This is a genomic window from bacterium SCSIO 12844, assembly GCA_024397935.1.
GTDB lineage: Bacteria > Pseudomonadota > Gammaproteobacteria > Francisellales > Francisellaceae > M0027.
Window position 1 is genome coordinate 960,986 of record CP073743.1, and the last position, 19,855, is coordinate 980,840.

General features: G+C 31.5%; 19 protein-coding genes. 13 read left to right on the top strand and 6 right to left on the bottom strand.

Features of this window, described 5'->3' with window-relative positions; translation table 11 throughout:
• Positions 1 to 13 precede the first annotated feature (13 nt).
• The 11 genes from tolR (at position 14) to rimO (ending at position 11,754) form a co-directional block, all read left to right on the top strand.
• Entirely contained in the window at positions 14 to 445 is a 432-nt protein-coding gene (gene tolR, locus KFE69_04670) for a protein TolR (GenBank protein UTW43392.1), read from the top strand.
• Entirely contained in the window at positions 432 to 1,307 is an 876-nt protein-coding gene (tolA, locus tag KFE69_04675) for a cell envelope integrity protein TolA (protein ID UTW43393.1), read from the top strand. Before tolR ends, tolA begins: the two co-directional genes overlap by 14 nt.
• On the top strand, positions 1,307 to 2,623 hold the full coding sequence (tolB, locus tag KFE69_04680) for a Tol-Pal system beta propeller repeat protein TolB (GenBank protein UTW43394.1): 1,317 nt from the start codon (positions 1,307 to 1,309) through the stop codon (positions 2,621 to 2,623). The genes tolA and tolB overlap by 1 nt, the downstream gene beginning before the upstream one ends.
• Positions 2,624 to 2,734: 111 nt before the next feature.
• The gene (locus tag KFE69_04685) at positions 2,735 to 3,364 is read left to right on the top strand and encodes an OmpA family protein (GenBank protein UTW43395.1); all 630 of its coding nucleotides are present in this window, start codon (positions 2,735 to 2,737) and stop codon (positions 3,362 to 3,364) included.
• Positions 3,365 to 3,367: 3 nt separating this feature from the next.
• Positions 3,368 to 4,102, top strand: coding sequence for a tol-pal system protein YbgF (ybgF, locus tag KFE69_04690; GenBank protein UTW43396.1), 735 nt, complete (start codon positions 3,368 to 3,370; stop codon positions 4,100 to 4,102).
• Between the two features lie 219 nt (positions 4,103 to 4,321).
• Positions 4,322 to 6,052 (top strand): hypothetical protein, encoded by a 1,731-nt coding sequence (locus KFE69_04695; protein ID UTW43397.1) that lies wholly within the window; start codon positions 4,322 to 4,324, stop codon positions 6,050 to 6,052.
• A 128-nt stretch (positions 6,053 to 6,180) separates the two neighbouring features.
• On the top strand, positions 6,181 to 7,077 hold the full coding sequence (locus KFE69_04700; protein UTW43398.1) for a hypothetical protein: 897 nt from the start codon (positions 6,181 to 6,183) through the stop codon (positions 7,075 to 7,077).
• A gap of 221 nt (positions 7,078 to 7,298) precedes the next feature.
• Positions 7,299 to 8,564, top strand: coding sequence for an arginine deiminase (locus tag KFE69_04705; protein UTW44010.1), 1,266 nt, complete (start codon positions 7,299 to 7,301; stop codon positions 8,562 to 8,564).
• A 13-nt stretch (positions 8,565 to 8,577) separates the two neighbouring features.
• Positions 8,578 to 9,492 (top strand): hypothetical protein, encoded by a 915-nt coding sequence (locus KFE69_04710; protein UTW43399.1) that lies wholly within the window; start codon positions 8,578 to 8,580, stop codon positions 9,490 to 9,492.
• A gap of 53 nt (positions 9,493 to 9,545) precedes the next feature.
• Positions 9,546 to 10,379: a carbon-nitrogen hydrolase family protein gene (locus KFE69_04715; protein ID UTW43400.1), complete on the top strand. Its 834-nt coding sequence runs from the start codon at positions 9,546 to 9,548 to the stop codon at positions 10,377 to 10,379.
• Positions 10,380 to 10,425: 46 nt separating this feature from the next.
• Entirely contained in the window at positions 10,426 to 11,754 is a 1,329-nt protein-coding gene (gene rimO / locus KFE69_04720) for a 30S ribosomal protein S12 methylthiotransferase RimO (GenBank protein ID UTW43401.1), read from the top strand.
• A gap of 8 nt (positions 11,755 to 11,762) precedes the next feature.
• On the opposite strand, the gene KFE69_04725 is transcribed toward rimO, so the two are convergent.
• The 6 genes from KFE69_04725 to KFE69_04750 all read right to left on the bottom strand — a co-directional run bounded on the left by KFE69_04725 (position 11,763) and on the right by KFE69_04750 (position 17,144).
• Complete coding sequence (locus KFE69_04725) at positions 11,763 to 12,623, bottom strand: hypothetical protein (GenBank protein UTW43402.1); 861 nt, start codon at positions 12,621 to 12,623, stop codon at positions 11,763 to 11,765.
• A gap of 141 nt (positions 12,624 to 12,764) precedes the next feature.
• Positions 12,765 to 14,132, bottom strand: coding sequence for an MATE family efflux transporter (locus KFE69_04730; GenBank protein ID UTW43403.1), 1,368 nt, complete (start codon positions 14,130 to 14,132; stop codon positions 12,765 to 12,767).
• A gap of 161 nt (positions 14,133 to 14,293) precedes the next feature.
• Positions 14,294 to 14,647: an STAS/SEC14 domain-containing protein gene (locus KFE69_04735; GenBank protein ID UTW43404.1), complete on the bottom strand. Its 354-nt coding sequence runs from the start codon at positions 14,645 to 14,647 to the stop codon at positions 14,294 to 14,296.
• 78 nt (positions 14,648 to 14,725) lie between these two features.
• Positions 14,726 to 15,307, bottom strand: a complete 582-nt coding sequence (purN, locus tag KFE69_04740) for a phosphoribosylglycinamide formyltransferase (GenBank protein UTW43405.1) — start codon at positions 15,305 to 15,307, stop codon at positions 14,726 to 14,728.
• Positions 15,300 to 16,340 carry a phosphoribosylformylglycinamidine cyclo-ligase gene (purM, locus tag KFE69_04745; GenBank protein ID UTW43406.1) on the bottom strand — a complete coding sequence of 347 codons (1,041 nt, stop codon included), beginning with the start codon at positions 16,338 to 16,340 and terminating at the stop codon, positions 15,300 to 15,302. Before purM ends, purN begins: the two co-directional genes overlap by 8 nt.
• A 72-nt stretch (positions 16,341 to 16,412) precedes the next feature.
• Positions 16,413 to 17,144, bottom strand: coding sequence for a 16S rRNA (uracil(1498)-N(3))-methyltransferase (locus tag KFE69_04750; GenBank protein UTW43407.1), 732 nt, complete (start codon positions 17,142 to 17,144; stop codon positions 16,413 to 16,415).
• A gap of 123 nt (positions 17,145 to 17,267) precedes the next feature.
• On the opposite strand from KFE69_04750, the gene KFE69_04755 reads away from it, so the two are divergent.
• Both KFE69_04755 and KFE69_04760 read left to right on the top strand, forming a co-directional pair.
• Positions 17,268 to 18,464 carry an MFS transporter gene (locus tag KFE69_04755; GenBank protein ID UTW43408.1) on the top strand — a complete coding sequence of 399 codons (1,197 nt, stop codon included), beginning with the start codon at positions 17,268 to 17,270 and terminating at the stop codon, positions 18,462 to 18,464.
• 120 nt (positions 18,465 to 18,584) lie between these two features.
• Positions 18,585 to 19,853 (top strand): MFS transporter, encoded by a 1,269-nt coding sequence (locus KFE69_04760; GenBank protein ID UTW43409.1) that lies wholly within the window; start codon positions 18,585 to 18,587, stop codon positions 19,851 to 19,853.
• The last annotated feature ends 2 nt before the right edge of the window (positions 19,854 to 19,855 follow it).

Sequence of the window (19,855 nt, forward strand, 5' to 3'; positions counted from 1 at the left end):
GGATGTATACTATATGGCTTATATGAAACGTCATAGAACAAAGCGTAAGGTATCTGCTGATATTAATGTTGTACCTTATATTGATGTGATGCTTGTTTTATTAGTTATTTTTATGATTACAACACCGATGTTAACACAAGGTGTTAAGGTTGATTTGCCACAAGCAACGGCTAAAAAGATTCCACCAAAATCTGAAAAACCAATGATAATTACAGTCAATAATAAGGGGCAGTATTTTTTAAATATTGCAGATCAGCCTAAATTACCTTTAACATCACAGTCATTATTACTTAGAGTCAAAACGGAATTAAATAAAGATCATTCACGTCAAGTATTTGTCCGTGGTGATAAAAATGCTAATTATGGAGAAGTAGTTTCAGCAATGGTATTACTTCAAAAAGCAGGCGCACCCAGTGTTGGGTTAATGACGGATGATGATGCATAAAAAAAAGTTTGCCAATTCATATAAAGGATTATTGCAGTTTGAGTTTTCATCGCGTAAAACATCATCAATTGCATTATTTGTTTCTGTTATATTGCATTTAATTGCTGCTATTTTATTGGTTATATTTTTAACCAATGACCAACCACAAAAAAAACGCACAGTTTCTATCTCAGTTAACCCAGTAGCAAATCAATCAATCGTTCAAGCTTCTGTTGTCTCTTCTAAAGCGGTAAATAATGAGCTAAATCGTTTAGATCAAATCAAAGAACAAAAACGTCAGGCAGAAATTCAAAAACAAAAGCAAATCCAGCGCCAAAAATATCTTCAAGAGCAAAAACGTAAAAAAGCTTTAGCACAAGCTAAGGCTAAAGCAAAATTAGAAGCACAAAAGAAAAAGCAATTAGCAGAGAAAAAGCGCCAGGATGAATTAAAAAAACAAAAAGAAGATCAAGCTAAAAAACAACAGCAGTTAGACTCACTTAAAAATCTAGGTTTAGCAGACATTGATCAACAAATTACTCAAGCTAATAATGCACAAAGACAAGCTCAGATTAAAGCACAAAATCAACAACGTTTAGCGACCGAGGCTGATCGCTATAAAGCATTGATTAAGCAGGTAATTCAGTCTAACTGGACGGACCCTGAGTCACTATCAGAAGATAATGTTGTTTGGCTTAAAATTTCATTAAACTTAAATGGTGATGTTCAATCTGTCAGTATTTATAAGTCCAGTGGTAATGCGATTTTTGATCGACAAGCAATTTTAGCAGTTAAAAAAGCACAGCAATTGCCAATGCCACAGTCAGAAACATTAAAAAAACAATTTCAAAATATAACTTTAAGTTTTGGAGGAAATGATTGATGAAATCAATGCGTCTGAGTATTTATCTTAGTATCTTTTTTTCGATTCTATTAGCATATAATCAAAGTTTTGCTGATATTTCAATTCATATTGAAAAGGGAGTCGACCGCCCTTATCCAATTGCAATTATTCCATTTAGTGGTAATGTACAATCATCAGAAGTTGTAGGAATTCTTGAAAAAGATTTAACAAATTCAGGCCGCTTTAGTTTATTAACAGAAGCTAAGATGCCTCAAAAAACATCAAATGTTAAGGATTTAAATTTAGTTCAATGGTCTAAAACAGGTGTTGAGTTTATTGTGTTAGGCCAAGTCAGCCAATCAACAGATAATCACTATGATGTATCTTTCTATTTAATTAGCCAATTAGGTGGACGATCACTAATTGCTAAAGCTTTTAAAAACATTCCCCAATCACAATTACGCGCTTTAGCACATCATATTAGTGATTTAATTTATCAAGGTGTTACGGGAACAAAGGGGTATTTCTCAACAAAATTAACCTATGTTGAAGTATTAAACCCATATGACCAAAAAAAGGCAGTGTATAAACTTGTTGTATCAGATTATGACGGAGTTAACCCTCAAGTATTATTAAAGCAAACAGGTATTCCAATTGCATCACCGACGTGGTCACCTGATGGTAAGTATATTGCTTATGTTAGCTATATTAATGGACGTATGGCAATTTATCGAATTAGTATTGTGACTGGCAAACGTCAATTAGTTTCAAATCTTGAAGGTATCAATAGTGCACCTGCTTTTGGGCCAGATGATACTTTAATGGCTTTAGCTTTATCAAAAGGGACAAGCTATTATACAAATATCTATTTATTTAATCTTAAAAAGCATAATCTTGAAAAATTAACCTCAGTTGGTATCAATACATCGCCTGCCTTTTCACCCGATGGTCAGTCATTAATATTTACGTCCAATCGAAGTGGTTTACCACAAATTTATCAACTTCAAATTGGTGAAAGCTATCCTAAAAGACTAACATTTGATGGCGTACAAAATATGGATGCACATTTCACTCCAAATGGTAAAGCAATTGTTTTTATGCATCAAGCACAAAGAGGAGGTGATTTAAATATTGCTAAACAGAGTTTAAAAGATGGTGATATCACAGTATTAACAGGTGGTAATGTAGATAAATCACCTAGTATATCACCTAATGGACAGATGGTAGTTTATACGCGTGCTTTAACCAATGGAAAGATTAATTTAGCGATGGTATCACTTGATGGGCAGGTACACATAGACTTACCAACAACAAAAGGTAATGTGCAGTCGCCTTCATGGTCGCCATACTTATGAGTAATTCATATCATATGGGACTAAACTATTGGGCGAAGAAGTATTTTTTTGCTAATCTTTAGGACATGCATTTTAAATTTAGATTATATAAAATATAAAGGAGCTAGAGTAATGACTATGAAAATAAATAAGTTAGTTGGCGTATTGGCAGCTGTATTATTAGCAGGGTGTGCAACTCAGAAAGGTGCGCCAATTGTTGATGCTGATGGCAATGCTTATGGGCCAGATGGTAGTAGTAATAGCGTCTCATCTCATGGTTTAGGAGAGCAAGGTAAAACATTTAGTGGGGAAGAGTTAGCTAAATATAATAGTATGATCAATGATTCACAAGACTATACGGATCAACAAAAATTAGAAATGGTTCAAAAGTTAAGCCAAATGCCTGTAACTGTTTATTTTGCATTTAATAGTTATTATTTGAAAAAATCCTCCAGAGATAATTTAGATAAAGTGGCGAGCTTTTTAGTTGAATATCCAAAACAAATTGTACGCATTGAAGGCCATACTGACCCACGTGGTAGCGAGAGTTATAATTTAAATCTAGGCCAAAAGCGTGCTGATAGTGCAAAAGATTATTTACTTAAACATGGCGTTTCTAAAGATCAGATATGTACTGTCAGTTTTGGTGAGTTAAAACCTGCAGCATCTCCGGATGATTTTGGTGGTGATTGGAAAAAAGCTTATGATTTAGATCGCCGTGATGTATTAGTCTATGGTCAGTCATGCGAAGGTGTTAGTTAATCAATGGCTATTAATCAAGCAATCAAAAAAATAGCCTTGCCTTTGGTGATTAGTTTAAGCTTATCAACAAATGTATTTGCTGCGACAAATGAGCAGCTTCAAAATCAAGTAAATCAGTTAAATACTAAAGTTAGGCAGTTAGAAAATCAAATTAATTATTTAATGGATCGGCTAGAGAAATATAATCAATATCAATCTAGTATTGATAATTTGCGTAATCAAATTGAAGTAAATAATCATAAGATTCAGACAACTGATGATAAAATTACACAAACAAATAAAGTCTATGATCAAAAGCTATCTGACGTTCAAAAAGATTTAAGTGCGCAGATTAAAAAAGTTGAAGCACAAAAGCTTAGAGATCCTCAAGATGTTGCTTATGAAAAAGCCTATAACCTAATGCTTAAGCGGCAATATAAAAGTGCATTAAAAGGCTTTAGTGACTATGTAAATAGTTATTATAATGGTAGGTATTATTCAAAAAGTCTTTATTATATGGGCGTACTTTATTTAGCTGATGGTAAAGTATCTTCAGCAAAAAGTAAGTTTAAGCGAATTGTCGATCGTTATCCAAAGAGTGAGAAGTATCCAGATTCGTTAGTACAACTAGGTGCTATTTGTCGTGTAGAAGGTAATACTAAATTAGCTAAATCTTATTTTAATAAAGTTATTAAAAACTATCCAAATTCAAAGGCAGCAAATTTAGCAAAAACAGAACTGAAAAAAATAAAATCTTAATAGTCTAGTGAGATTTGCTGGACTTTTCCAACTTTTAATTATTTCAAAATAATCAGTCATTTTTTTATGTGTAATCAATCAACTATTAATTTTAAGTAATTATTTTGTTTCTATTTTAATTAAGTAAATTCAAAAATTAGATGACTTTAATTAATCACACTGATAAAAATTAGATATAACTGAATTGAGAATATAGTTTAACTATGGAGGTGTTGCATTATGCTATATCGAGATTTATTAAGTCATTTTAAAAGTGTTTTAATTATGAGTCAGGTGGCATTTACTCGCCGTTGTCTTACTGTTAATAGCATAGGAAGTAGTATTGAAGATCAATATTCAGGAAATATTTCAGGTATAAAAGATTTTTACAATGCGCGGATGAAAAAATTTCTTGAAGAAGTCAGGTATAAACCATCAAGTAATAGTGACTTACTATTTATTGAAGATGTAACATATGACCACTTTGAAAATAATTGTAAAAATTTATTAGATGATATTGAGGTTGATCGAAATACACTTCCAAATCTAATTTTACTAGAAATGACATTAAAGCATATTGTTGAAATTGATGATTATAAATTAAGTAATTTTATAAAAATGATGGCAAAAACAATATATCCAGATATTCCAGAATATTTAATTGAACAGAATGTTAGCAAGTTAAGGCAAAATGCTTTAGAAAAAATAAATTCTCGTTTAAATATAAATCAGCCATTAATAAAGATTGATTCCCTAAATAGTAAAATAGATGGTTTAAATCATGAAATAGATGATTTAACTCAACAATATGATGAGCTTCAAAGTAAATATAATAAAATAAAAGAAATTAAGCAGGAAGCTAATATTATTTTACAAAATCAAGTTAGATTTTTAGAAGATATGGCATATGAGTATGTGGTTGGTTCTGAACAAGTATATAGCTCAACATCTGCAAATAAGATAAAACCCCATGATAGAAATGATTTTCATAAAATTTTCAGCTCTGATATGTTTGAATATAGTGAGTACTTTCCAAAACTTAAAAATTCATATCAAACAAACTCAGAAATGTTTGAAGAGGTGTTAAGTAATATTTTTCATAACTGTATTACTAATCGTAAAACAGCATTTATTCGAACACCCTTACAAGCAGGTGAAATGTCTCTTTATTTCATAGATGCAATTAATGCAAATCAAAGTAATTTAGGTATTAAAGCGTTACGTGGTAATGCAAGAACTAAAGAAAAATTTGCTTCTCAACGTTTAGATAATTGTCCATTTAATTTAAAAATGGCTTATGAAAGTGAACTTTTGAAGTTAGCAAATGAAGGACGAGATGTAGCATTGCCAGGTACTACTTCTGTTGAAGATTTAGAATTAGAAATAGAAACACAGTTAGATGATATTAGTGAAAGAATTGGTGAAAAGCAGCAACAGCGCAATCAAAAATTAGGTCGGCTTGAACAAAAAGTTCATCGCAATGGTGGTATATTAAAAGAAGCATATAAAAGAAGTCTTGAGGTAGTAGATAATGTGGAAGTAATGCAGTCACAAGTACAAGAACAAAATCAGCTCAAAGACTCATTAAAAGCTGCTTTAATAAATGCTACTACCAAAGCAATGAAAAATATGGCTGATAGGAGTTATAAAAATACAGATAAATATAAAACATTAGACTATATTTTTAATAAAATTGATGATTTAGATCAAGATGATAGCGAAAATTTAACAAAGTATTTTTATTTGCTTGAGAGAACTGCTAGTACAAAGCGCGGTCTATTTGGTCGTAAATGGGGAAAAGCTGATACTTATTTGGCAATTAGTTCTGATTTAACTCAAATTAGAGCTAAGTATGATTTTGTTGCTACTGTACAAAAAAATGTAGAGTCAAGCGAGCCAGCCTATATGACATATAAAAATTACTTAAGCACAAATCTTGCTGAGATACGAAATATTGGAAATGATTTATAGCTTAGATATTTTTCCACAATAAGCTTATACACAACCTTGGTTCAATTATTGATTTAAATTGTAATTTTTTGTGAAGCATGTTACCATTTTAAATGAATTTTTAAAATTAATACGGGGGGGAATTCAATATGTTCGTTACAAATAATCTTGGGCAATGTCAGGGCTTTACTGGCAGTCAGCGTGTAGTTAGTGTCGGCTGTGCTGATAATGACTATGCTATTTTTCAAACAAACGCCATTAGTTATTGTGTTGGTATTGGTATCATTGTAAAAAGCAATGATAATCTGGTAAAGCAAATTTCATTACATCACTCAATTAGTGAGCATGGTTTTAATGAAGATAGTAAAATTTTACTTAATGAATATAATCAAATGTTATCTGTAGATAGAAACATTGTTTTAAAAGCAGGGTCAGATGAATCTTATTATAATGATGGTAGATATTTTGCTTGTTCATTCGTAGAGATGTTAAACTCTACGAATGATGATGATAATGTCTCAGTTATGCTGCAAATTGGAGATAATTATGAAATCAGCTTAATTTTGGATGATTTAGAACCATGGTTTAAAGCTTATCAAGAAATAAGGAATATAAAGTTAAATGTAAATATTACCCAAGTTGATAATCCTGATCATGTCGGTTATTTTGCAATTGATAGTAATGCTAAAGTCTATATTAATCATGAAGATTATAATAATGCACTTTTGATGCCAAAAGCAAAAGCTTGCATTGAAAATATAAATGATTTAATCAAAGATAAAGAAGCGATTAAAGAAATAGTTCCTTCAAAAGTTTTATTAATCGATGAAATGTTAACTGGAGCCTGTGAGGAGTTACAAGAAGCTATTATATCTAAAGATACTGCTTCTTTATCATCTGCACTAGAAAACTATGATAATACTTTCAAGCAACTTCTTAATTTACTTGATAATAAAGAAAATCAACAAGAAGCACCATACCCGTTTCATAATAGCGAGCTAGAGGTATCACAAAAAAATAGCCAATTGAACAGTAGTTCATTTTAATTAATATTATAAAAATTAACCAGTAATATATAAACCACATTTGTCTACAAAATCCTTCACTCTTAAAGCATTTACAGATAGAATCAAAATTTGCATATAATAATCTGTCTTTAAATTGACAAAATATTAGACAAATTAAAATAGAACTTTCATTTCTACGCGTTAAACAATAAACTTTTTAAGGAACTTACAAAGTGACTATTGATATACAAGGCAAACAGATGGCATCTCATGTAAAGAATATAGAGAATAAGACAATTTCATCTCCTATTGATATTCAAATAACAAGCGAGATAGCAAAACTTAAGTGTGTATTATTAAGAAGGCCTGCAAATGAGTTAAATAATTTAACCCCTGAGATGTTAGATCAATTATTATTTGATGACATTCCGTTTTTAGAGAATGCTCAATTAGAACATGATGCATTTGCGCAAACATTAGAAGATTTGGGTGTAAATGTTGTTTATTTGGAAAAATTAGTTGGTGATGTATTAAGTGATAAAGCACTCAATATTGAGTTTATTCATCGGTTTTTGAAAGTATCAAATATCACCGAACCAAAATTAATTAATGCATTAACAGAATATTTAAGTGATTATTCAGGCCAAACGTTATGCCAAAAGCTAATGGCAGGTCTTAAAAAAACCGAGTTAGATTATTATGATACAAGTTTAAGTGGCCAAGTAAATGTAACGGATTTATTTTGGTTACAGCCAATTCCAAACTTATATTTTACTCGAGATCCAGCAACAAGTTTTGGAAATATGATATCTTTAAATAAAATGTCTACTAAGACACGTCAACGAGAAAGCCTATTTATTGAAAGTATTTTTAAGCACCACCCACAATATAAACATAATAAATTACTTGATATGAATAATGCAAAAGCATCAATTGAAGGCGGTGATATTTTAGTATTGGATGAAACAACTTTAGCAATTGGTGTCTCTCAAAGAACCGATACACAGGCAATTGAAAATTTATGTCAGGAACTTTTTTATAACTTAGACTATCAAAACCATCATAAAATAAAGAAAGTATTGGCATTTCATATACCATCTTCTCGAGCATTTATGCATTTGGATACGGTATTAACACAAGTTGATGCAAATAAACTAATCATGCATCAAGGTGTTGCAGAAGAAACAAAAGTTTATAAGTTAACACCATCTAAACATAAAGGGCTTACTTGTAGGCTTTTAACTGGTTCTGTTGAAAGTATTTTATCTGCGGAATTAGATAAAGATATTCAAATTATTTATTGTGGTGGGCGAGATAGTATTACTGGTTCTAGGGAGCAATGGAGTGATGGCGCAAATACATTAGCAGTAGCGCCAGGTGAGGTACTTGTTTACCAAAGAAATCAAAAGACCAATCAAATATTAGAAAATTTTGGAATTAAAGTGCATAAAATACCATGCTCAGAACTTTCTCGAGGACGAGGTGGGCCTAGATGTATGTCTATGCCACTAGTTAGATCAATATAATAAGGTGCTAGCTATGGACTTTATTGCTAATACTGTTGTTATGGTGGAACCTAAGCATTTTGCTTTTAATTCACAAACAGCTTCAAATAATGTATTTCAACATGATGTAGATGAAACTGATCTTGTTGCGAAAGCAACAAAAGAGTTTAAGCAAATGGTCAGTCAAATACGTGCAGTTGGTATTGATGTGATTGTATTAACTTCACCAAAAGAAAAAACACCGGATGCTGTTTTTCCAAATAATTGGTTTAGTACGCACTTAATTGATAATGAACCTTATTTATTTATTTATCCGATGTTTTCAGCCAATCGCCAAGCTGAAGTGCAGGTAGCATTATTAGAAAAAGCTTTATTAGAGCATACCAATAAACAATATAAGATCATTGATTTTAGAGAAAATTCAAACAATATAGCTTTAGAAGGAACTGGTGTTTTTGTATTTGATCATGCAAAAAAGCATGCTTTTTTATCATTATCTGAAAGGGCAGATCTTACATTAGCTGAACGAGTAGTTGCTAAGCTTGGTTATAAACTGGTTTCATTTACAAGTGTTGATCAAAAAAATAGAGCAATTTATCATACCAATGTGATGATGAGTATTGGGGATAAACTGGCATTTGTCTGTTTAGAGGCAATTTACTCTGAGCAAGAACGTGCAATGGTTAAATCAACTTTAAATCAGCTTGATAAAGTAATAATAGAATTAAGTTATAAACAGATGTATCAAATGACTGCTAATGTACTTGAGCTAAAAAATAATCAAAACCAGCATTTTTTATTATTATCAAAGTGTGCGGATAATGCTTTAGAAGAAAGTCAAAAGGAAGTAATTGATCAGTATTGTGTGCGTGTACCCTGTGATATACCAACAATTGAAACTGTTGGTGGTGGAAGTGTTCGCTGTATGTTAGCAGAAATTTTTTACTAAATAGCTTTTAAGTTTTGATATAATCATAAAAAACCACAATAGGGAATGTGTAGATGAACCAGGTTGCTGTCATTCAAATGACTTCTTCAGAATCTATTGGTTTAAACTTAATTAAGGCGAAAGAATATATTATAGAGGCATATGAATCTGGTGCAAAGTTGGTTGTATTGCCAGAATTTTTTGCTTGTTTTTCACAAAATAATGACTTTATTACAGCAGTTAAAGAACCATTAGGTAGTGGTAGGATTCAAGATTTTATCTCTGAAATGGCAAATAAGTATAATTTATGGATTGCAGGCGGTTCTTTGGCAATTGCAGATGACGATGATAATCAGCGTGCTTATAATACTTGTATTTTGTGGGACAATGAGGGCCAGAGACGAGCAGTTTATCGTAAAATGCACTTATTCGATGTAACCATTGGAGATGATGAAACGTATAATGAATCAGCACGTTATCTAAAAGGCGATGCGCCTTGTATTGTTGATACACCAATTGGTCGTATAGGTATTGCAATATGTTATGATTTAAGGTTTCCAGAAATATTTAGGCTAATGTCTGAACAAGGTGCTGAAATTATTTTATTACCAGCAGCGTTTACTTATACGACAGGGCAAAAGCATTGGGAAATTTTATTAAGAGCAAGAGCAATTGAAAATCAATGCTATCTGTTAGCCAGTGATCAAGTTGGTTTTCATGATAATGATAAAGTTCGTACCTTTGGTCATAGTATGATTATTAACCCTTGGGGTGAAGTTTTAGCAAAAAGAGAAACCGGCGAGGGTGTTATTTTATCTGAAATTAATTTAAACTATCTCAACATGTTGCGCCAGCAATTTCCTGTTTTAGCGCATAAAAGAATAAAATTTGATTATAAAACAGAATAATAGTTGAATAATTAGATACGTATTAAAAAGATAAAGAGAAGTGATTATGCAAAATGTTGCACCGAAGATTGGTTTTGTAAGTCTTGGTTGTCCTAAAAATTTAGTAGATTCTGAGCGAATAATGACACAGTTACGAGTTGATGGCTACCAAATATCAGGTTCATATGAAGATGCGGATATGGTAGTTGTTAATACCTGTGGTTTTATTAATGATGCAGTTAAAGAGTCCTTAGATACAATTGGGGAAGCGTTAAGAGAAAATGGTAAAGTTTTAGTAACAGGTTGTTTAGGCTCACGGGATAATACAATATTAGAGCAATATCCAAATGTACTAGGTGTAACAGGCGCACATGCTTATGATGAAGTTGTTGGCAGTGTACGTGAATATTTTCCAATTGCGCGCGCGCAGTTTGATTCATTAGTGCCTGAAGAAGGCATTAAATTAACACCAAGACATTATGCGTATTTGAAAATCTCTGAAGGGTGTAATAATAAATGCACTTTTTGCATTATTCCTGATATGCGTGGAAAGCTCGACTCACGTCCATTAGATGATGTGATGAAAGAAGCTGAACGTTTAGCAAAAGCAGGCGTTAAAGAATTACTTGTAATTTCACAAGATACCAGTGCTTATGGTGTTGATTTAAAATATAAAGAAGTGAACTGGCAAGGCCAAACTTATCAAAGTCGTTTAGCTGATTTAGCAAAAGCATTAGGTGAATTAGGAATTTGGGTACGTTTTCATTATGTTTATCCGTATCCACATGTCGATCATATTATCCCCTTAATGGCAGAAGGAAAAGTATTACCTTATTTAGATATTCCATTTCAGCATGCCAATCAGCGCATTTTAAAACTCATGAAACGCCCAGCGAATGCGGTGAATACATTAAATAGGATTAAAACTTGGCGAGCTATTTGTCCAGAGTTAGCAATACGTAGTACTTTTATTGTTGGATTTCCAGGAGAAAGTGATGATGAGTTTGAGGAGTTATTAGATTTCTTATATGAGGCTCAATTAGATCGAGTTGGTTGTTTTGCTTATTCTGATGTTGATGGTGCTAAAGCAAATCACTTAAAAGATCATATTCCTGAAGAAATCAAACAAGAGCGTTTGGCACGTTTTCATCAAGTTCAAGCACAAATTAGTGCAGAGAAGTTAAGACTAAAGGTTGGTAGCACACAGCAAATTATTATCGATGAAGTGAATAAAGAAGAAGGTATTTTAATTGGCAGAACCAAAGCAGATGCGCCTGAAGTCGATGGTATTGTTGCAGTGAATATTGATGCAAATGTTCAATTACATCCAGGTATGTTTACTACAGTTAAAATTACTGAAACCGATGACTATGATTTAGGTGGACAGTTAATTTAAATTGAAGCTTAAATACATTTCTGATTTTCAGCTTGAAAATTAGGTGTTTGGTGCATATTTTCTTGTTGATAAAATAAATGTGGGTTATCAGGCCTTTGAGTGGGTAAAAATGGTAGATTAAGCTGTAGTTTTGCATCAAGGAGTTCTATTTTCATTTTCTCAGAAACAGGTAAACTGAATCTTTGCAAAGTATCTTCTAGATCAATTAATACATGCTGTAGGTTATTAATATTTGGTTGATCAATTTGCATTAATTTTTCATGAAGTGTTGATAACTCACTATGCATCTCAACTTGATTAGCATCAATATCTTTAAGCTGAGCCAATATAATATGTGATAGCTTATCTTTAAGTTCAGCATTAAACTGTTTATTAAATTCAGCAGACATAGTTTGGATTGCAGGTAAAGGTTTGAATTTATCAAGCAAAATATCAGATTTATCATTTCCAAAATCAGTTTTTTCATCTGTAAATTGAATCTTTATTGGAGTTTGATCTAAGTAGATATTAGCACATGGGCAGCCGTCAGTGTTGTTATATTGAATAGTAACTTGAGTGTTAAGTGATTGATTAATTTTATCTATGTCACTAGTGTTTGAGTCGTCTAAGTCTTCATGTCCAGTATAGTAGTATGCCTGAATACTGCCAAGTTGGGAATTTTTAGCAATTGTTTCTAGGTGTTGCTTAGCAGAGTTATTTAGGTTTCCTGAGTTTAAATGATTAGCGTAGACAAATGATTCACCCTCTAAAGTTGTATATTTTACTACCAATGCTGCACATGTTAGTAATGGGCCGACTTCTATTTGATCAAACATTTGATCATCTAAAGATATATTACATGATCTGCTGACATTTAAGCTGATTTTCATATGGTGAATATCCTGTCAAGATTAGTTACATTAAATATAAATAATCAAACATAACAAAGTCAAAGCTGTAAATCAAGGATAAGATATTTTATGAAACTTATTGCCCATAAAGCATGAATATAGAAAAAAATTTAAATTGATTTAGCTTTTCCACACAATATTTTGAGATTTATAAGCCCAGCGCAAGTATAAAATAACGGCACCAATAAACATCATAATAATGCCTGCAATACTAATGCCAATTAGGCCTAGATTAAATGTAAAGCAGAAAATATAAGCTAAAGGGATACAAATAACCCAAGCGTTAATAATGCTTACAATCATTGGAAAGTGAACATCTAAGATGCCTCGAAGACTACCAACTTTTACTTCAATAATGGTATCTAAAAATAATCTTGAGCCAGTTAGAATAAGGATAGTACTTGCTAAATGCATTAACTCAGGTGTAAAGTCATGATCAGTTCCAGCATAAAATAAAATAAGCTTATCAGGGAAGATAGTAAATAAAAGCATAACAACCAATGCAAAGAAAAGCCCAATAACTAGAATTGTATTTCCATAGCGTTTGATATCAGAAACATTTTTAGCACCATAAGATTGTGCAACTAAAATTGAGCTTGTTTGTGATAACGCTAAAATAGGCACAACGAGTAATAAGAAATATTGATTAACAACTTGTTGAATGGCAAGGTCATTATTACCTAACCAACCAATCATAAATGTAATGGCTAAAAAGCTTAAGATATCACTTGCTGATTGAAGTGCAATAGGTAGGCCAATTTTAAGCATCTGTTGGATCTGAGATAATTGAATAATTTCAAAGCTTGTCAATAGATTAAATTGATAAAAATATGAATTACTAAAAAGATAAGTTGCATAAATAATAACTGATAATAACCCCCAAATTGTTGTAGATAATGCAAGGCCTGATATGCCTAATTTAGGTAAGCCAAAGTGTCCATAAATCAACCCATAAGCTAAGATGGTGGTAACGATTAAACTTAAAAAACTCATCAAAACAATCAATCGTTTACGATCGACTGCTATCAAAAACTGTTGAAAAACAAATACACACATAAATAAGGGTGCTGCAAGCATAAATACAGTAAAATATTGCTGTGCCAACATGACAGAAGATTCGGGCTGTCCTAAACATAGTAATATCTTATCTGCATTATATAAAATAACATCAATAACAACGCTTAAACCAAGTGCGATAACAATACCATTTCTAAAACATTTACCCGCATTTTCATTTTCTTTAGCACCAAATGCTTTAGCCGCTAAAATACCAACAGCTGTAATTAATGATGCGCCAATAACAAAAATTAGTGCTTGAATTGGTGTAATTAGCGCACTGGCAGCTAACTGATCATGTCCAAGATGAGCAACCATTAGCATGCCAATGAATGCTGATATCATTTGAACAAATCGTGTCATACCAACAGATAAACTAACTTGAAAGCTTTTTTTAATAATTTGATTTAAAGGTGTTTGTGATAATTGCATAAAGTAAACCTCATAGCATTAGAGTCATTGTGAAAATCATAGTTTTAAGTTTTATGCTATGTTGTTCATCTTCAGTGTATGCCTTTTAGTTATTAAATAATGATAATTATGAATGAATTCTATAGTAGAACTAATAAGAAAATCAAGCTTTAAAATCAAAACTAATCGTTTATCCAGTTAATTGCTCGTTCCATGTCATCTTCAGAAAAATATTTCATATCAGCATAAACAAATATAGAGAATAATTTACTAAGCATTTCTTGCCATATATCTTCGCCAACGATGGCAATTTTTTGAAAATCTTTTCGGTGTTTAATGCCAGTGATAAAGTCATCCCAAGCAGCTTGTAATTCCCAGCCATTAAAGTTAGTTACTTCTAGTAAAAGGCGAAGTTTTCCATACTTTGTAATGGCATCTTCAAGCGTTGGAATCAAAAATTGAATATAATCTTCGTGAGTTAATTTACCACTAACGCTGATATGTAAATACTTTCCGTTATCAATAACATTAAACATGATTTAATAGCCTGTCAGTTTATAATATATTAATTATAAAGGTGCTTAATGAATATTTTAGTTGAAGATATTAGTATTTTAAATCACTAACTCATCATTACATAATCTACGAATGACTTCAGGGTATAATTGATACTCTAATTCTTTGATACGACTCTCAAGAGAAGTAATTGTATCATCTTTATTAATTGCAAGCTTTGCTTGTGCTATTACTGTACCAGCATCAAGTGCTTCAGTAACGATATGAACGGATGTTCCATGCTCTTTATCTTTATTTTCAAGCGCCTGTTTATGCGTATGTAAGCCTTTGTATTTAGGTAATAGCGATGGATGAATATTAATGATTTTATTTTTAAAAGCTTGAATAAAGTGAGGTGTTAATATACGCATAAATCCAGCTAAGATAATAAAATCAGGCTTATAGGGTAAGATTGCTTTAATTAATGCTTGATCATAGTTTTCTCTAGTTGAATAGTCTTTGTGAGATAAATAAATTGCCGCTATTTGATGATTTTTAGCGCGAATTAAGGAGTAACTATCTTTATTAGAGATAACAGCTTGAATATTAGCAGAAATAATACCTTGCTCTATTTGGTTAATAATTGCTTGAAGATTGCTGCCATTACCAGATGTTAGAACAATTAACTTTTTTTTAGTCATAATGATAAATAACTTCAGGTATTTGCTGTTCTGATTGCTCAATATGACCAATTTGCCAAACAGTTTCTCCTAAGCTTGCGGCAGTATCAATAATTGCTGAAGCTTCATCTTCTGGAACACATAAAATCATGCCAACGCCACAGTTAAACGTTTTTAACATTTCATTCGTTTCAATATTACCCTTATCTTTTAACCACTGAAAAATACCAGGTAATTGAAAACTAGATAAATCAATCTCAGCATTGAGATAGTCAGGTAAAACTCGAGGTAAATTTTCGGTAATGCCCCCACCTGTGATATGTGCAACACCTTTAATAGTATGTTTTTTAATTAATTCTAAAATGCTATTAACATAGATTCTAGTTGGCTTTAATAAAGTGTCACCTAAGGTTGTGTTTTCAAAAGTTTCAGATAAATCAGCATTGGAATATTCGATAACCTTTCTAACTAAAGAGTAACCATTTGAGTGAATGCCTGAGGCGCTCAGTGCAATTAATGTATCACCTGGTTGAATATACTGCCCTGATATAATCTCATCTTTTTCAACAATACCAACACAAAACCCAGCTAAATCATAATCATCTTTAGCGTACATCCCAGGCATCTCAGCCGTTTCACCACCAACTAATGAGCAGTTTGCTTGATGACAACCCTCGGCAATACCTTTGATTACTGACTCAGCCGTATTAACATCGAGTTGACCTGTTGCATAATAGTCTAGAAAAAATAAAGGCTCAGCACCTGTAACGATTAAGTCATTAACACACATTGCAACTAAATCAATACCGATTGAACCATGTTTATTAAGTTCTAGTGCTAGCTTTAGCTTTGTGCCAACGCCATCAGTGCCTGAGACTAAAACAGGGTTTTGATATTTATTTAATGGTAATTCAAATAAAGCACCAAATCCGCCAAGCCCAGTTAAAACTTCTTTTCTATGCGTTGCTTTAGCATATTGACCGATGCGTTTAACAAGTGTATTACCAGCATCAATATCAACACCAGCTTCTTTATAACTTAATGACTGACTCATAATATATCTTTTAAACTTAGACTTTATTTTGTGTGGTCTTATTGTATCGAAAAGATAAATTACTTACCAGGTTTAAAAGTCACCCCAGAGGTATTCAATTAAACTAATCATAGCAACAGGTGCAGTTTCAGTACGTAAAATACGCGGCCCTAAGTTGATACTAAATATACCAAGTTTTTCAGCATTGAATATTTCAGCATCCGTTAAACCACCTTCAGGACCTATGATAATATAAATATTATTAGATGATTTATCCGCATATTGGCTTAATTTTTTTTCAGTATAAGGTGATAAAATAAATGCTAAAGTATCGCAAGGTTTTTGAAATTTGGCTAATTCAAGTGGTTGCTCTATTTTAGGAATAATAACTCGATTAGATTGTTCACAAGCTGAAATAACGATCTTTTGCCAGTGTTGAATTTTTTTTGTTAAACGTTCAGCTGATAATTTGACATCAACTCGCTCAGTAATTAAAGGGGTAATACTAGCAACACCTAATTCAGTTGCTTTTTGAATGGCATAATCAAAACGATCACCTTTTGATAGTGCCTGTAATAGGTGAATATTAATCGGTGGCAAGTTATTTATAGGTATTATTTGAGTAATTTCGATGGTGGTTCTTTTTTTAGATATTTCTGTAATTAGACCATGAAATTCGACTGCATCAGTGCCATTAAATAGGATAACAGGATGATTGGCTTTTAATCGTAGCACGTTAATAAGATAATGATTTACTTCATTAGTTAATTGAATTGTCTTATTATTTTCTGATATGTCAGCTATATAAATTCTTGGTATTCTCATATGTTTAATTAAATTACCTTTGGTTAATTTATAGCAAATCTTATGGCATAATGCCGACCTGCTTAATTTTTGACAATTAACTATAATTAAATTTAACAAAAAAATAAATCTAAAGTGAAAAAAATGAAAAATGAACGATTGATAATATTTACACCGCCTATTTTATTTGGCATGTACTGGGCAATGGTAAAAGTATCATTACCAATTGTTGCTTTACTTTCTAATTACTTTGAAACCTCAAGTCAAAATATTCAACAGATATTTTCAATTGCATTTTTCTTATCTGGTTGCTTTCCTATGCTTTGGGGACCTATTATTGATAACTTTGAGCTAAGAAAATTTATTTTAGTTAATGGCATCATTTTTATTATTCTGAATGTTATTTTATCGTTTTCTACGAATATTTATATGTTTGGATTATTATTCATTGCAGCCTGTTCGCTATCTTCTGCTTTTGTTGTAGTTGGTAGAACCTTTCCATTTGTTTATTTAAAAGATAAGAGCCTAGTTCAAAAGGCTTTAACTTATGGCATGTTTGGTGGTTATTTTAGTGCGTGGATTGCACCATTTATTTCTGGATATTTAGCAGAACATATCCATTGGCGTAGTGTATTTTATATATTACCTGTTTTAACGATTATTTTAATTATCATTGCATCTAGGCTTCCAAAACAAAAAGAAGTAGTAGAAAAGCGTACACTTGTAAAAAATATAGTAACGATGTTTACGCATTTTAAAATTCAATCATTTAGAAATAATGTATTGATATTAGGCATATTCTCCTTTTTTGCACAAAGTGTTCTTATTTCAGTGCCATTTTGGTTAACTGATGCTTATGCTTTAAAACCTTATATTATTGGTTATATATTATTTCCAATGTTATTACCGGGCATGCTAGGTCCATTAATGAGTAGATTAATTTATAGTAAATTAACCTATAAGTCAGTTTTTTATATTAGTAGTATTATGTTTGTTGCTGGTGGTATTATCGCCATTATATTAAGTCTTGTATTATTAGAAACACGCTTATCCTATTGGTGGTGGGTTATTCCAGGTGCATTGGCTAATTTTGCAGTTGTTGCAATATTTCCTGTTGTGAGTGTTTTAGGTTATCGAGATATTAAAACTGGACATAATGCTGCATCAAGTGTCTTCTCATTAGCATTATATTGCTCTGGCGGTATTGGTATTTTTGTCTGTTCATTAATCTCAATTCATACATTCTATATATTTGGTATATTAATGCTTATTGGAATTACACTTTCATTAATGCTTTTTTTACAGGATTACAAACAATATTTATTAGAGCATGTTGAGTGATTGTTTCAAGCGTATTGATTTAACTTTAAATCTAAATCTATTTGAGTTTTATCATAGTTCAGTTATGATGTTGATTACATGAAACATTATTAACTTCAATGAGTTGGAGTAATTGCCACAGTGTGGTTATCAAAACTAAGTGTTTATTATCGACTTTATTGGTTGCAACGGACTGGTTGGGTATTAATCGCTGGGATTTTATTTTACTGTTATGAGTTTTTTTTAAGGATTTTAACTGGTGCTTATCAAAATGAAATTACTAGCTATTTTCATATTAATTCTCATTTAGGTTTTTCATTTTTAGTATCAAGCTATAACTTAACTTACTTAATTATGCAGATTCCAGCTGGAATCTTACTTGATAGATTTGGGAGTCGACGGTGTTTGATGGTCGCAACAATTATATGCGGATTTGGTAGTGCATTATTCATAATTGGTGATTATTATTTGGCATTGATTAGTCGATTATTAGTTGGTCTTGGATCTTCATTTGCTTTTGTTGGCATTTTAAAACTGTCTCATGAATATTTACCAAGGCGTTATTTTGGGTTGTTTGCAAGTGTTGTTATTTCACTTGGGACAATTGCTGCTGTTCTTTCGCAACAAATTAGCGTATTTTTTAGTAGTTACAAAGTTTTATGGCAAAGTATTTTTATCTTATCAGGTTTGTTAAGCATACCTTTAGCTTGTTTTTTTTGGCTAGCAATTCCTAGAACTAAGTTGAAAAATCAGCTTTTACCAAATATTCAAGCGATAAAAAAGGGTATGCTAAAATTACTAAAAAATAAGTTAATTTGGCTCAATGCAATATGGGCAGGTTGTATTTATGTACCAACGGTTGTGATTACTTCTCAGTATGGTGTTTATTTTTTTAATCAAATGTTTCATAAGAGCCAGTATCAAGCAGCAACATTAATTAGTGTTTTATTATTAGGCTGGATAGTATGTTCACCATTAATTGTTTATGTTGCAACCAAATTAAACTGGTTAAACCAGGTTGTATCAGTTTTTTTAGCTATGCTATTGATTAATATATTAATGATTGGCTTTTTACCTAATTTAGCTATTCATCATTTAACCTTATTAATTTTTACGTTTGGGTTATTTTCATCAGTTCAAGTTATTGTTTGGCAATGCTTTAATCAGATTTGTGATATTTCAATATCCGGCATAGGTATTGCTGTAACAAATATGATTATTACAGCAGTAACTGAAGTTGGCCAATTATTTAGCGGTGTAGTTTTAGATATTGAAGAAAATTATTATCACAATTTATTAAACTATGATGTGCAAGTATTAATGCTTTTGTTTGTTTTATTTATTATAAGTGGCTGGTATGTGTTTTATATATTTAGAAGAAATGCTATCCATAGCCTTGTGTCATTATAGTA

Excerpts from the sequence above, each read along its gene's own strand:
- tolR (UTW43392.1), top strand. The coding sequence starts at position 14 with ATGGCTTATATGAAACGTCATAGAACAAAGCGTAAGGTATCTGCTGAT.
- tolA (UTW43393.1), top strand. The coding sequence starts at position 432 with ATGATGATGCATAAAAAAAAGTTTGCCAATTCATATAAAGGATTATTG.
- tolB (UTW43394.1), top strand. The coding sequence starts at position 1,307 with ATGAAATCAATGCGTCTGAGTATTTATCTTAGTATCTTTTTTTCGATT.
- KFE69_04685 (UTW43395.1), top strand. The coding sequence starts at position 2,735 with ATGACTATGAAAATAAATAAGTTAGTTGGCGTATTGGCAGCTGTATTA.
- ybgF (UTW43396.1), top strand. The coding sequence starts at position 3,368 with ATGGCTATTAATCAAGCAATCAAAAAAATAGCCTTGCCTTTGGTGATT.
- KFE69_04695 (UTW43397.1), top strand. The coding sequence starts at position 4,322 with ATGCTATATCGAGATTTATTAAGTCATTTTAAAAGTGTTTTAATTATG.
- KFE69_04700 (UTW43398.1), top strand. The coding sequence starts at position 6,181 with ATGTTCGTTACAAATAATCTTGGGCAATGTCAGGGCTTTACTGGCAGT.
- KFE69_04705 (UTW44010.1), top strand. The coding sequence starts at position 7,299 with ATGGCATCTCATGTAAAGAATATAGAGAATAAGACAATTTCATCTCCT.
- KFE69_04710 (UTW43399.1), top strand. The coding sequence starts at position 8,578 with ATGGACTTTATTGCTAATACTGTTGTTATGGTGGAACCTAAGCATTTT.
- KFE69_04715 (UTW43400.1), top strand. The coding sequence starts at position 9,546 with ATGAACCAGGTTGCTGTCATTCAAATGACTTCTTCAGAATCTATTGGT.
- rimO (UTW43401.1), top strand. The coding sequence starts at position 10,426 with ATGCAAAATGTTGCACCGAAGATTGGTTTTGTAAGTCTTGGTTGTCCT.
- KFE69_04725 (UTW43402.1), bottom strand. The coding sequence starts at position 12,623 with ATGAAAATCAGCTTAAATGTCAGCAGATCATGTAATATATCTTTAGAT.
- KFE69_04730 (UTW43403.1), bottom strand. The coding sequence starts at position 14,132 with ATGCAATTATCACAAACACCTTTAAATCAAATTATTAAAAAAAGCTTT.
- KFE69_04735 (UTW43404.1), bottom strand. The coding sequence starts at position 14,647 with ATGTTTAATGTTATTGATAACGGAAAGTATTTACATATCAGCGTTAGT.
- purN (UTW43405.1), bottom strand. The coding sequence starts at position 15,307 with ATGACTAAAAAAAAGTTAATTGTTCTAACATCTGGTAATGGCAGCAAT.
- purM (UTW43406.1), bottom strand. The coding sequence starts at position 16,340 with ATGAGTCAGTCATTAAGTTATAAAGAAGCTGGTGTTGATATTGATGCT.
- KFE69_04750 (UTW43407.1), bottom strand. The coding sequence starts at position 17,144 with ATGAGAATACCAAGAATTTATATAGCTGACATATCAGAAAATAATAAG.
- KFE69_04755 (UTW43408.1), top strand. The coding sequence starts at position 17,268 with ATGAAAAATGAACGATTGATAATATTTACACCGCCTATTTTATTTGGC.